Below are 12988 nucleotides of genomic sequence, written 5' to 3' on the forward strand. Positions count from 1 at the left end.
TTCCTCAGGAACAAGTCGAGACCGCATTAGCGATCTTAAAACAAGCGGGTGAGAATGCATGGTTAATCGGGCATATTGAACATGCTGAAGACGATGCAGAACAAGTTGTGATTGCATAATAAAATCATAAAAAATGGTACACATTTACTGATGCATACCATTTCTAACTGGAAAAAAGTGCGGTGAATTTTCACCGCACTTTAGTTTGATTAATACCCTTCTTCTTGCATATTCGGCAAAAATTCCGCTTGCTGAATGCGCTTTACTTCCGTACGAATTGAACCGTCTGAATGTAGCTCAATTTCACGCCAACCAGGCTGTAACGTATCAAGAGAAAAATACTGGCAATCAGGTTTAAATTGAATACAAGTCGCTGGCGTTGCCATCACTTGATAACCATTCCATTCACTGTTTACTTCTTGATGAATATGCCCATATAAAATAGCTTTCACATTGGTGAATGGCGCAAGCACTTCTGCCAATTCATGAGAATTACGAAGGTTATGTTGATCAAGCCATGCGGAATTAGTTGGTAATAAATGATGGTGTAATACAACCAACGTATAGCGTTCTGGATTTTTTTCTAAGGTTTCTTTTAATAAATCGAGTTGATGCTGGCTTAGTTGTCCGTGTGGTACACCATAAACTTGGCTATCCAACAATAAAGCTTGCCAATGCTCGCCTAGTAGAAGATGTTTTGCCCCATCCATTGGCGACTGATTTAAGAATTCTGCCATTTTAGGCTGAAAATCGTGATTTCCAGGAATCCAAAACACAGGTTTATTGAAAGGTTTCATCATTTCTACAAAACGAGTGTAACCTTCATCACTACTATCCTGCACAAGATCACCTGTTGCAAGAATCACATCAAACTCATGATTTTCTTGCTGAATTTCCTTTAATACTTGAGCAAAACTTGCTTGTGTATTTACCCCCAATAATTCTGCGTTTTCATCTTTAAATAAATGGGGATCCGTAATTTGTAATAACTTAATAACAGGCTTTTCCGCCTGATAAACAAACGTATTTTTCATTAATGCTCCCTAACTACATTTCCAACTTTGTTGTAACTGAGCATAATTTAATTGAAGCCACTGCAATCCAATCACTGCAATGCCATTATCAATTTTCCCCTCGCACATCCATTGATACGCCTGTTCACGTTTTACTACGTGTACTCGAATGTCTTCATTTTCTTCAGCCAAACCGTGAATACCTTTTGCTTGTGAACTATCAACCTCACCGGCAAATAAATGAATTCTCTCTACAGTTCCACCTGGGCTATCCCACACACTTAAGCAATGCGTTAAATTTCTTACTTGAATTCCCGCTTCTTCTTCACTCTCACGCAAAGCAACCTCTTCCGGCTTTTCACCTTTTTCCACCATACCTGCAATTAATTCGAGTAACCAAGGCGAACGATTAGATTCAGGATGATAAGCTGCGCCAATACGAACTTGTTCAACTAAAATCACCGAATCTTCTTTTGGATCATAAGCGATGACGGCAGAGGCCGCACCTTTAATAAGTAATTCACGCGTTACCACACCGCTTTCACCACCAGCAAAAAGCTTATGTTTAAATTGAATTCGTTTGAGTGTGAAAAAACCTTCATACAAAGTTTGTTCACCCAATATTTCTATATCTTGTTGGCTAAAGCATTGAATTTCTGACATCTTTTTCTCCAAAACTGCGCGCAAAATCATACGCTTAAAAGACTATAAAAAAAATAGAAGGTTTCCACTTTTTGTTGAAAGTTTGAAGTGAGTCACAAAAAAACAAAATGCCATGATTATTTATTCAACAATCACAGCATTCTTTTTAGAAGTAAGTGAAACAGTATTTCACTCCATTTTTACAAAATAAGCATCCTACAAAACTTTACTCACAATTTTTCCATCAGCCACTTGAGTTGTAATGAAGTCCCCTTGCTTTACATCTTTCACGCTAACAATGGCTTTACCTTGCGAGTTCTCTGCAATGGAATAACCTCTTGCCAATACCTTCAACGGACTTAAACCATCCAATTTTCCACATAACATTGCCAGTTTATTTTGACGTTCCGACACTTGGCGATTTACGCAAAAATTTAACCGCACTTGCAACTGCTCTAAGCGTTGTTGATGACGTTGCACTCGATATGGCAATGGATTTTGTTTCAAACGAGAGGAAAGTGCGGTGAATTTTTGTTGTGTATTTTCAAACTGACGCAACATAGCAAGTTGTAAGCGATGCGTAAGCTGTTCATTTTTCGCTTGTTGAGCGCGTAACTGATTCTGTGGATGTTGATTGTGTAATCGTAAAATTATCTGTTTCAAACGCTGGCTTTTTCGCGTAAATAAACGATCAAATGCCATATCTAAACGTTGCTGTTGATGGCGAAGTTGTTGCAATAATTCATCTTGATTACGACTAACTAACTCAGCCGCAGCAGAAGGAGTCGGCGCACGAAGATCTGCAACAAAATCGGCAATCGTCACATCTGTTTCATGCCCCACCGCACTGATAATGGGTAAGGTTGAACGAAAAATCGCTCGTGCCACGTCTTCTTCATTAAAACACCAAAGATCTTCTAATGAACCTCCACCACGGCCCACAATTAATACATCCACTTCTTTTCGCAGATTGGCAAGTTCAATCATTTTCACAATTTCTGCGGTCGCCTCTTTGCCTTGTACTGCAGAGGGATAAATGACGACTTTTAAACTTGGATCACGGCGTGCCAAGATATGCAAAATATCTTGCAATGCCGCACCTGTAGAAGAAGTAATAATCCCAACTGCTTTACTAAAGTGCGGTAGATTTTTCTTAAGATTTTGAGAAAACAATCCTTCCGCAGCCAACTTCATTTTTAACGCTTCAAATTGCTGTTGCAACAAGCCCTCGCCAGCTGGGTGCATAGAATCAATAATAAGCTGATAATCACCGCGAGGCTCATATAAACTCACATTGGCACGCACAAGCACTTGCATCCCATTTTGCGGACGAAAAGCAATGCGCAAATTCTTCATGCGAAACATTGCACAACGCACCTGTGCATTTTCATCTTTCAGCGTTAAATACCAATGCCCAGACACGGGTTGTGTAAAATTGGAAATTTCACCCGTTAACCAAATTTGGGAAAAATTGTCCTCAAGCATCTGACGCGCGGCAGAATTCAGTTGAGATACGGAATAAATATTGTCTGACATGTTATTCAATTAACGCCCAACCATCATCAACCCAGTTACAAATGGAATCCAACAGTAAATCCATTGAGGTTTCAGGATCTTCGGTTTCATTCACTAAATTTGATAAAAAGGCCCAATCCAAATTTTCACCATCAGATAAGCGCTTCAACACTTCGGTCTCAATAACATTAAGCTCATCTAACCACTCGCCATTAGCATAAATTTGCAGAGGATTTTCGGTATAAAGCAATTTACAATTGTTGTCTTGAGAAAGGAATGCCCCATCCTCTTCTAAAATTGACCGCACTTCATCAGGATCGCTCATTTCATCAGAGACTAATAACTCGTAACGACGAGAACTCACCGCACTTGCTACGGCTTGCTTAAACAACGCATCAAAAGCTTCTGAATGAGCCAATTTATCCAATAAAAGCTGTTTCATCGCTTGAATATTTTCATCCGCAAGTTTACCTGTACGTTGTACAGACTGACTTAAACGTAGCGGTAAATCAAATTCGCTTAAATTCAAATCAGGATCTTGATGACAAAAACCTTTGCTTATCCCATCAATCAAATTGCTTAAATTTGGATAACGCAAGCCAAAAGAAAAGGTTAAACAATCATCTTCAGCCACACCATAATGTGCCATACGGGCTGGAATATAGAGAATATCGCCCGGATTCATCACTTCATCAATCACCAATTCGCCCATATCATCAAAAATTCGGATCGGTTGATTTGGTTTAAATTCGGTACTTGGATCACACCATTTACCTAATTGCCAACGACGATGACCATATCCTTGCACCAGGAATACATCATACTCATCATAATGTTTACCAACAGAGCCACCTTTCGGCGCGTAAGACACCATAATGTCGTCACGTTGCCACTGAGGAATAAAGCCAAATTTGTTCCAAAGTTGTCCTAATTCAGGCGACCATTGCTCTAAATTTTGAACTAACACCGACCATTTTTCTGGTAATTTTTGAAAATCTTTGTCGCTTAAAGGACTAAAAAAAACTTTCCAATCATTATCAGAAAATGTCTTTACTAAACGAGCTGTCACATCTTCATTTTGTGCAAGTTCAATAATATCTTGTGGCTCAAACTGCCCAACAATTTCAGGCAAACCGTTACGAATCACAAGTGGCTTTTTCTGCCAATAATCACGTAGAAAAATTTCTGGCGTGATATGTTCAGGTAAACAAAAATCAACAGATGAAAGTGCGGTCATTTTTAAGCTCCTTTTTCTTTATCTTTGGCTGCAGCTTGCTCTGCTGCACGTTTACGGCGAATTTCTTTCGGATCAGCAAGTAATGGACGGTAAATTTCAATACGATCGCCCTCTTTTAATACATCCGTCAATTTTATTGGACGACTGAAAACCCCAATTTTATTTGTGCTCAAATCAATCTCTGGAAATTGGCTTAAAATCCCTGATTGCGTAATCGCAGTCTGCACGGTAATGCCTTCATCAACTTGAAAAGATTTCAAATAATAACGTTCGGGCAAAGCATAAGCGATTTCAATGTTAATCTGATTCATTTTTACTTCTTTATTAAAAAATTTTAACCATTATAACGGAAAAGTGCGGTGACCTTTAATGATAAATCACGAGCAATAAAGTCTCTCAATTATAGCCTCTTGTTTTAGCGTTATAGATTGAGAATTTAAGGCTTTTTCGCTACAATACGCCACTATTTTTTACATCATCAAATAAAAATGTCAGAAATAAAACTCATTGTTGGTTTAGGAAATCCTGGCGATAAATATACCGATACACGCCACAATGCGGGCGAATGGCTTATTGAACGCTTGGCACGTCGTTTTAACGTTTCGCTAAATCCAGAAAGTAAATTCTTCGGGAAAACAGCCCGCACTTTAGTGAACGGAAAAGAAGTTCGCCTTTTAGTACCGACAACTTTTATGAATTTAAGCGGCAAAGCGGTTGGGGCATTGGCAAGTTTTTATCGTATTAAACCTGAAGAAATTTTAGTGATTCATGATGAATTAGATTTACCACCCGGCACAGCTAAACTCAAACAAGGTGGTGGGCACGGTGGACATAATGGCTTAAAAGATATTGTGGCGCAACTAGGCAATAACAATAATTTCTATCGTTTACGTATTGGCATTGGTCATCCTGGCCATCGTGATTTAGTGGCGGGTTACGTCTTAAATAAGCCCTCACCGGCAGATCGTGATGCACTTGAAAAAGTGTTAGATGAAGCAACTGACTGTGTAGAAATTATTTTCAAAGATGGAATGGTCAAAGCGACCAACCGTTTAAACAGTTTCAAAATTTAAAAGTGCGGTTAGTTTTACAACCGTTTTACTCAAAATAAGGAAAAATTATGGGATTCAAATGTGGTATTGTGGGATTGCCAAATGTAGGCAAATCTACTCTTTTTAACGCGCTCACTAAAGCTGGTATTGAAGCCGCAAACTATCCATTCTGTACTATCGAACCAAATACCGGTGTAGTACCAATGCCAGATCCTCGTTTAGATGCATTGGCAGAAATCGTTAAACCTGAACGCATATTACCCACCACGATGGAATTCGTGGACATCGCAGGCTTAGTTGCAGGAGCAAGTAAAGGCGAAGGCTTAGGTAACAAATTCCTCGCTAATATTCGTGAAACCGATGCGATCGGCCACGTCGTTCGTTGCTTTGAAAATGACGATATCGTGCACGTTGCTGGGAAAATTGACCCACAAGATGACATTGATACCATAAATACCGAATTAGCCTTAGCAGACTTAGACAGCTGCGAACGCGCGATCCAACGTTTGCAAAAACGTGCCAAAGGTGGTGACAAAGAGGCTAAATTTGAACTTTCCGTTATGGAAAAAATTCTTCCTGTACTTGAAAATGCGGGGATGATTCGCTCTGTTGGATTAGACAAAGAAGAATTGCAAGCAATCAAGAGTTACAACTTCTTAACTTTAAAACCAACAATGTACATCGCAAACGTAAATGAAGATGGTTTTGAAAATAACCCATATTTAGATCGCGTTCGTGAAATTGCCGAAAAAGAAGGGGCAGTGGTTGTTCCAGTATGTGCAGCGATTGAATCTGAAATTGCAGAACTTGATGATGAAGAAAAAGTCGAATTTTTACAAGATTTAGGCATTGAAGAACCGGGATTGAACCGCGTAATTCGTGCGGGTTACGCACTTTTAAATCTTCAAACTTATTTCACTGCTGGCGTAAAAGAAGTACGAGCTTGGACAGTTTCAGTAGGCGCAACCGCACCAAAAGCAGCAGCAGTAATCCACACCGACTTTGAAAAAGGATTTATCCGAGCAGAAGTTATCGCTTATGAAGACTTTATCCAATTCAACGGTGAAAATGGTGCAAAAGAAGCAGGTAAATGGCGTTTAGAAGGCAAAGATTACATCGTACAAGATGGCGATGTAATGCATTTCCGATTCAATGTATAAAAACATACAAAAAATAACCGCACTTTTTAAGTGCGGTTATTTGTTATATTTACTTAATGACATGAACTAACTTTTCACCAATAGGTTTTCGCCATCCAATCAGCAACTCTGGGAGTTTATCTTGAGAACAATCATATTTCCAAACCCATTTAATCAATTCTTCCAAAGTACGTTTACTTGCAACGATTTCAGGGGTTAAACCTTCTGGTGTTAAGCTATTCACTTTTTCTCGTAACAATCGAATTGTTTTTTTATAACGAGGATCCTCAGAAATACGTTCAATAGGTTTTGGATAGTCATTAGAAGAAACACGTCTAGCTTGAGCAAGTAATTGCAAAATCTTTTTACCACGTACACGTACTTCATTTTCAGTTAATCCCATTTCTAACATTTCAGATGTATTACGTGGATTATTCTTTGCCACTTTCCAAAGATTATCTGATTTCACAATATAAGAAAGTGCTAAATCACGCTCTATTCCGACATTTTGTCGCCACTGCGCCAAAATTCTTAAACGAGACAATTCTAATGGATTTAATTTCCAAGCATTTGGAATATCCAAATAAGCTTTTTCTGAATCTCGTTCCTGTAATATATGCGTTTTAGAAAGAGCAAGTTCGCAATCATCTCTTACTGCTTGCTCCCAAAGGGTTTTCGCTAACTCTTTTTCAAGAATACGATAAAGCGGCAACAAATACCAAACATCACCAGCTGCATATTGAAGTTGAATATCAGAAAGTGGGCGTTTGATCCAATTCGTCCGTGTTGCGCCTTTATCAATTTCTACATTTAAGTATTGTTGTGCTAATTTTGCCAATCCTGCTGATGTGCCAAGCCCAAGAAAGCGCGCCATAATTTGCGTATCAATCATTGGGCGTGGAAGCTGATCAAATTTTTGTAAGAAAACCAATAAATCTTCACTACAAGAATGTAAGATTTTTAATACCTTAGGATTGGATAACAATGCAACAAAAGGCGAAAAATCTGTAATCGCTAAAGGATCAATTAAAGAGACGCGCTCGCTATCATAAAGCTGGATTAATCCCAACTTGGGAAAATAAGTGGAAACACGCATAAATTCTGTATCTAGGGCAACCGCACTTTGCTGCTGAGCCAAATTGCAAATTTCCAATAGCGCAGTATTATCCGTAATAACCGTAAAGTGCGGTGGATTTTGACATTCTTTTATCATAGTGATTTTTTATTTAAAAAGAACAAAAATGGGATATTGCTATCCCATTTTGACATTAATGTTTTGAACGTTTTGCGATCTCTTCATCGCGTAAAACCCGACGTAAAATTTTACCTACATTGGTTTTTGGCAGTTCGTCTCGGAACTCAATTTCTTTTGGTACTTTATAGCCTGTGAGATATTGGCGACAATGGTTTCGAAGTTCATCTCGGGTTAAACTATCATCCTTTTTCACCACAAATACTTTAATCGTTTCACCAGAAACTTCATGAGGAACACCAATTGCCACAGCCTCGGCAACTTTGTAATTAAGCATAACAACATCTTCAATTTCATTTGGATAGACATTAAAGCCAGAAACCAAAATCATATCTTTTTTACGATCAACGATGCGTAAGCTATATGATTCATCCATAATGACAATATCGCCAGTTGCCATCCAACCATCTTTTAAAACTTCGCTAGTTGCTTCTGGTCGTTGCCAATAACCTCGCATGACTTGGTCACCTTTCACCCATAATTCACCCGGTTCGCCAATTTTTGCATCTGAACCATCATCTTTAATGATTTTTATATCAGTATTTGGCACTGGCACACCAATAGTGCCATTATGTTTCACAACATTAATCGGACAAGCGGCGATTAATGGCGAACATTCCGTCATTCCATAGCCTTCAATGATGTTACAGCCCGTCAATTCATGCCAACGTGTTGCTACAGACTGTTGAATAGCCATACCACCACCCACAGAAAGTTTCAACGCAGAAAAATCAACTTCCTTGAAGTTTTCATTATTTAACAAGGCATTAAATAAGGTATTCACACCAGTGATTGCTTCAAAACGGTATTTTTTCAACTCTTTCACAAATCCCTCAATATCTCTCGGATTGGTGATTAAGATGGCCGTTACACCTAACTCTAAAAATAATAAGCAGTTTACCGTTAAGGCAAATACGTGATAAAGAGGCAAAGCTAAAATAGCTGAGCGAGTGCGAGAATGATCGCCAATAAATGGCTCTGCAATCCATTTTGCTTGGAATACATTGGTTATAATATTTCCGTGCGTTAGCATTGCACCTTTCGCAACACCTGTTGTGCCACCAGTGTATTGTAAAAAGGCTAGATCTTCTCGTTCCATCTCAGGACGAACATATTGTCGATATTTACCAATACTCAATACTTCGCGAAATGTCACTGCGTGCGGTAATTTATATTTTGGCACGAGTTTTTTCACATATTTCACGACAAAATTGACTAAAGTACGTTTACCAAATGAAAGTTGATCGCCCATTCGGGTAAGAATAACGTGTTTGACATTCGTATTGAAAACGACTTTTTCCAAGGTAGAAGCAAAATTTGATACCACGACAATCGCTATCGCACCACTATCTTGCAACTGGTGCTCTAATTCTCTCGGTGTATAAAGAGGATTCACATTTACTGCAATTAAGCCAGCCCGTAAAATACCAAAAAGTGCGATGGGATATTGCAATAGATTTGGCATCATTAATGCCACGCGATCACCACGCTGAAGTTTAAATTCATTTTGCAAATACGCGGCAAATGCACGACTGCGCTCTTCTAATTTACGAAAAGTAAGTACTTGCCCCATATTAATGTAAGCGGGGCGATCTGGATGTTCGCGCACAGCTTTGTCGAACATATCCAAAATAGATTCATATTTTGAGGTATCCAGAAATTTTTCAGAACCTTCTGGATAATTTTGAAACCAAATTTTTTCCATTTTTTATCCTAATTTGTTGGAAAATCTTTAAGATTTTATCATTTAATTCAAATAATAGCGAATTTCAGGCTGGACATACCAAGGGCGATGTCTCCATCTAAAAAATCCCCAATCATCATCTTCATCCCAATCATCTGTTGGATACTCATAAGTAGTACTGAGTGTCCAAATACGGTATTTATCAGGTTGAATAACAGGATAAGTATAATCAGCTTGTTCGATCTTACCTTTCTCTGTTCCAACTAATCTCCCACCCACAGTAATGTAACGTTCTTTTAAATTTTCAGGGTCCACAAAGCCGTTGAAATACACGATGAATCGGCCATCTGATTGAAATTCAACGAATGGTTTACCTGAAATTGATGATACCGGTAAACTTAACACTTCAATTTTTGTTCGATTTGGTAAAACAGTCGCCTGAACAATTTTCCCTCCAAGCCGAACAGTTTTACAATGACAGGTTAAATATTGAGGTGAAATCTCACGATAGGAATTAATAGAGAACCGCTCTTCTTCTAACCCTTTCGGCGGTGCCATACAGCCTGCCAATCCCAAGCAAAGTGCGGTAAAAAATAAGGTGATTTTGCCTTTCATTTTCTATCCTCCTGTTATTTAAACTTATTCACGTCCTGGTAATTTTTTCCAAGTAACCTCGTTTCGCAAATAAATCGGTTCAATCTCTAAAGCTGAAATTGTGCGTTTTTGCAAGTATTCTATTCGTGCGAGCTCCAGCATATATAATGCATTAGGCAACGCTATATCTGAGCTTGTTAGATTTTTTTCAGTAAATTGAGAATACGCTGCCCAACCAGTCCCGACTCTAAATGCATTATCATCTCGAAGCTGTTTAATTGCTTGTTCTGGCGAACAAACTTGTTCAGTTATGATTTCTCCCCATTGAAAAAATTCCCCAAAATCAGACCGCACTTTTTCTCTCACTAATTGAGAAAAATAAACTTCGTTCATTCTCGCATCAATCGCTGCAACGACATTTTCTGCTTGATGTAATTCAAATGCCGCCTGTGCCATTGCGGTTAAATTTGAAATAGGAATGACAGACAAATCCGCACCAAACGCTAAACCTTGTGCAATCCCAGCACCAACACGAACGCCTGTAAAACTACCCGGACCACGCCCAAAGGCAAGCGAATCAACTTGATTTAAACCTACCCCCGAATTTGCCAAAATTTCATCAATCATGGGTAAAATTCGTTTGGTGTGAGTGCGTTGAGCAAGTTCATTAATATGTGTTTTCTCACCACGATACAATAAAGCGACAGAACAAGCTTCCGTTGAAGTATCTAGCGCCAATAAAGTTAAATTTTGCATTATTATTCTCGTTTATTTATTTTGTAAGAATTGTATCACTTTGTTGAGATCACGGGTACGACTTGAGTTAGGTAAACTTTTCAAAAATGTTTCACCATAATTGCGCATTACTAATCGATTATCACAAATAATCACAACGCCACGATCTGTAACATCGCGAATTAAACGTCCAACGCCTTGCTTCAACGTAATCACCGCTTCAGGAATTTGAATGTCATTGAATGGATCTCCACCTTGCAAACGACAATCCTCAATACGGGCCTTCAACAAGGGCTCATCTGGCGCAGTAAAAGGAAGTTTATCAATAATCACTAAAGAAAGTGCATCGCCGCGCACATCTACACCTTCCCAAAAGCTAGAGGTTGCCACCAAAACACTATGCGTTTCTTTTATAAATTGCTCGAGTAATTTGCCTTTTGAAGTTTCGCCTTGTAATAAAATCGAAAGGTTACTTTTTTCACGGAAATATTCTGCTAAGCCGCGCATCATTGAATAAGACGTACAAAGAACAAAGCAACGCCCCTTATTTGCTTCAATCACAGGTAATAACATTTCGCCTAGTGAATTTAATGTATTCGCTTGATTGGTATTCGGCAAATATCGAGGCACACAAAGCAAAGATTGTTCAGGATAATTAAAGGGGCTCGGTAAAATTTTTTGTGTAGCATCTTCAATGCCTAAACGTTGGCAGAAATGATTAAAAGTCCCCCCCACTTCTAATGTCGCGGATGTGAATATCCAAGCCGCTTCTTTAGCTTCGAGCTGATCACCAAATTTATCGGCTACCGTCAATGGTGTAATATGTAAACCAAACAGGCGACCATTTCCTTCATACCAATAACAATAACCCACAATATTTGTTTCTGATAAACGCTTAAGCTGAATTTTAATGGATTCAACACGCTCAAAAATACTATCTAAAGTTTGGGAACGACCAAGCCCTAATTTAATTACCTCAGCTAAAAAATCTATTTTCTCCTGTAATAATTCAAAGGATTTTTTCACCGCACTTTGCGTGTAAAGCTCACGCCAATTTCCTCTAACATTACTCCCATTACCCAGTAATAAACGAAAATCTTGTACAACCTTCAGTAAGGTATCAGATGTTGTGCCAAGCTGCTGCATATCTTTAAGTTCTGTGCGATAAACAATATTAATATCCTTACACAAATCAAAAAGCTGACGTGATGTTAAAGATTGACCAAAATATTGACTGGCAATATCTGGTAACTGATGAGCTTCGTCAAAAATAATCACTTCTGCATTCGGAATGAGTTCGCCAAAACCACTTTCTTTCACGGCCATATCTGCAAAAAATAAGTGATGATTAACTACAACCAAATCAGAATTTAATGCTTTTTTACGCGCACTTGCTACATAACATTCTGAATAATTAGGACAATCTGCTCCTAAACAGCTTTCCGCCGTACTAGTCAGTTGTGGAATAATAAGGCTATCCTCCGCAAGCTCAATACATTCTGTGAAATCGCCTGTTTTAGTACTATTGTTCCATGTACGTACTTTATTTAATTCGGCTAAAACAAACTTATCTCCAAGCACACCTTGAGCAATCACTTGATCTAAACGCTCTAAACAAAGATAGTTTGCTCGACCTTTTAGCAACGCAATTTTTCCCGTGAAATTAAGGGCTTTTTTAATAGCAGGAAGATCTCGATTAAAAAGCTGATCTTGAAGGTTTTTAGATCCTGTAGAAATAATTGTTTTTTTACCAAATACTAAAGCAGGAGCCAGATATGCAAAGGTCTTTCCTGTACCCGTTCCAGCTTCAATGATAAGGGAAGATTTATTTTGGATTGACTCGCCAACAGCATGTGCCATTTCAATCTGCTCAGTTCGAGGTCTAAAACCTTTGATACTTTGACTTAATTCGCCATTAACAGAGAAAATATTAGAAATGCGATCTTGATAATTCATTAAATTAGAAAAATATAAATTTTTATTAGTTTAACAAACTTATAAAAAATCGTATATGAAGATAGTTGTTTTATTAAAACTAAAATTAGACTCTTATTTGATTAAATAATGAGTAAATTCTAAAAGAACAAAAACCCCAAGCCATTCAGCTCGGGGTTATACATTCAGT

The 12988-nt window shown here is 38.3% G+C and carries 12 protein-coding genes and 1 pseudogene; 3 read left to right on the top strand and 10 right to left on the bottom strand.

Features of this window, described 5'->3' with window-relative positions; all coding sequences use genetic code 11:
- Positions 1–119: pseudogene (locus AAX15_RS09550) on the top strand (phosphoribosylformylglycinamidine cyclo-ligase); the annotation flags it as partial.
- A 90-nt stretch (positions 120–209) separates the two neighbouring features.
- On the opposite strand, the gene cpdA reads toward AAX15_RS09550, so the two are convergent.
- The 5 genes from cpdA to AAX15_RS07020 all read right to left on the bottom strand — a co-directional run bounded on the left by cpdA (position 210) and on the right by AAX15_RS07020 (position 4718).
- Positions 210–1034 (bottom strand): 3',5'-cyclic-AMP phosphodiesterase, encoded by an 825-nt coding sequence (gene cpdA, locus AAX15_RS07000; protein ID WP_046939741.1) that lies wholly within the window; start codon positions 1032–1034, stop codon positions 210–212.
- 9 nt (positions 1035–1043) lie between these two features.
- Positions 1044–1676 carry an ADP-ribose diphosphatase gene (gene nudF / locus AAX15_RS07005; protein WP_046939743.1) on the bottom strand — a complete coding sequence of 211 codons (633 nt, stop codon included), beginning with the start codon at positions 1674–1676 and terminating at the stop codon, positions 1044–1046.
- A gap of 195 nt (positions 1677–1871) precedes the next feature.
- Positions 1872–3191, bottom strand: a complete 1320-nt coding sequence (gene xseA, locus AAX15_RS07010; RefSeq protein ID WP_046939744.1) for an exodeoxyribonuclease VII large subunit — start codon at positions 3189–3191, stop codon at positions 1872–1874.
- 1 nt (position 3192) lies between these two features.
- On the bottom strand, positions 3193–4407 hold the full coding sequence (locus AAX15_RS07015) for a ribosomal protein uL16 3-hydroxylase (protein WP_046939746.1): 1215 nt from the start codon (positions 4405–4407) through the stop codon (positions 3193–3195).
- Between the two features lie 2 nt (positions 4408–4409).
- A complete protein-coding gene (locus AAX15_RS07020) occupies positions 4410–4718 on the bottom strand; it encodes an RnfH family protein (RefSeq protein WP_046939747.1) in 309 nt (102 codons plus the stop codon).
- A gap of 177 nt (positions 4719–4895) precedes the next feature.
- Between AAX15_RS07020 and pth the strand changes: the two genes are divergently transcribed.
- Both pth and ychF read left to right on the top strand, forming a co-directional pair.
- A complete protein-coding gene (gene pth, locus AAX15_RS07025; RefSeq protein ID WP_046939749.1) occupies positions 4896–5480 on the top strand; it encodes an aminoacyl-tRNA hydrolase in 585 nt (194 codons plus the stop codon).
- 47 nt (positions 5481–5527) lie between these two features.
- Complete coding sequence (gene ychF / locus AAX15_RS07030) at positions 5528–6619, top strand: redox-regulated ATPase YchF (RefSeq protein ID WP_046939751.1); 1092 nt, start codon at positions 5528–5530, stop codon at positions 6617–6619.
- 49 nt (positions 6620–6668) lie between these two features.
- On the opposite strand, the gene rnd is transcribed toward ychF, so the two are convergent.
- The 5 genes from rnd to AAX15_RS07055 are packed head-to-tail and all read right to left on the bottom strand — an operon-like array spanning position 6669 to position 12819.
- A complete protein-coding gene (gene rnd / locus AAX15_RS07035) occupies positions 6669–7811 on the bottom strand; it encodes a ribonuclease D (RefSeq protein ID WP_046939752.1) in 1143 nt (380 codons plus the stop codon).
- Positions 7812–7866: 55 nt separating this feature from the next.
- On the bottom strand, positions 7867–9555 hold the full coding sequence (gene fadD, locus AAX15_RS07040) for a long-chain-fatty-acid--CoA ligase FadD (protein WP_046939753.1): 1689 nt from the start codon (positions 9553–9555) through the stop codon (positions 7867–7869).
- 42 nt (positions 9556–9597) lie between these two features.
- A complete protein-coding gene (locus AAX15_RS07045; RefSeq protein ID WP_046939755.1) occupies positions 9598–10149 on the bottom strand; it encodes a Slp family lipoprotein in 552 nt (183 codons plus the stop codon).
- A gap of 24 nt (positions 10150–10173) precedes the next feature.
- A complete protein-coding gene (gene tsaB / locus AAX15_RS07050) occupies positions 10174–10884 on the bottom strand; it encodes a tRNA (adenosine(37)-N6)-threonylcarbamoyltransferase complex dimerization subunit type 1 TsaB (protein WP_046939757.1) in 711 nt (236 codons plus the stop codon).
- A 12-nt stretch (positions 10885–10896) separates the two neighbouring features.
- On the bottom strand, positions 10897–12819 hold the full coding sequence (locus AAX15_RS07055; RefSeq protein WP_046939759.1) for an ATP-dependent DNA helicase: 1923 nt from the start codon (positions 12817–12819) through the stop codon (positions 10897–10899).
- Positions 12820–12988 lie beyond the last annotated feature (169 nt).

The organism is Haemophilus haemolyticus (assembly GCF_001008275.1).
Lineage (GTDB): Bacteria > Pseudomonadota > Gammaproteobacteria > Enterobacterales > Pasteurellaceae > Haemophilus > Haemophilus haemolyticus_P.

Excerpts from the sequence above, each read along its gene's own strand:
- xseA (WP_046939744.1), bottom strand. The coding sequence starts at position 3,191 with ATGTCAGACAATATTTATTCCGTATCTCAACTGAATTCTGCCGCGCGT.
- AAX15_RS07020 (WP_046939747.1), bottom strand. The coding sequence starts at position 4,718 with ATGAATCAGATTAACATTGAAATCGCTTATGCTTTGCCCGAACGTTAT.
- cpdA (WP_046939741.1), bottom strand. The coding sequence starts at position 1,034 with ATGAAAAATACGTTTGTTTATCAGGCGGAAAAGCCTGTTATTAAGTTA.
- AAX15_RS07055 (WP_046939759.1), bottom strand. The coding sequence starts at position 12,819 with ATGAATTATCAAGATCGCATTTCTAATATTTTCTCTGTTAATGGCGAA.
- AAX15_RS07015 (WP_046939746.1), bottom strand. The coding sequence starts at position 4,407 with ATGACCGCACTTTCATCTGTTGATTTTTGTTTACCTGAACATATCACG.
- AAX15_RS07045 (WP_046939755.1), bottom strand. The coding sequence starts at position 10,149 with ATGAAAGGCAAAATCACCTTATTTTTTACCGCACTTTGCTTGGGATTG.
- nudF (WP_046939743.1), bottom strand. The coding sequence starts at position 1,676 with ATGTCAGAAATTCAATGCTTTAGCCAACAAGATATAGAAATATTGGGT.
- ychF (WP_046939751.1), top strand. The coding sequence starts at position 5,528 with ATGGGATTCAAATGTGGTATTGTGGGATTGCCAAATGTAGGCAAATCT.
- tsaB (WP_046939757.1), bottom strand. The coding sequence starts at position 10,884 with ATGCAAAATTTAACTTTATTGGCGCTAGATACTTCAACGGAAGCTTGT.
- fadD (WP_046939753.1), bottom strand. The coding sequence starts at position 9,555 with ATGGAAAAAATTTGGTTTCAAAATTATCCAGAAGGTTCTGAAAAATTT.
- pth (WP_046939749.1), top strand. The coding sequence starts at position 4,896 with ATGTCAGAAATAAAACTCATTGTTGGTTTAGGAAATCCTGGCGATAAA.
- rnd (WP_046939752.1), bottom strand. The coding sequence starts at position 7,811 with ATGATAAAAGAATGTCAAAATCCACCGCACTTTACGGTTATTACGGAT.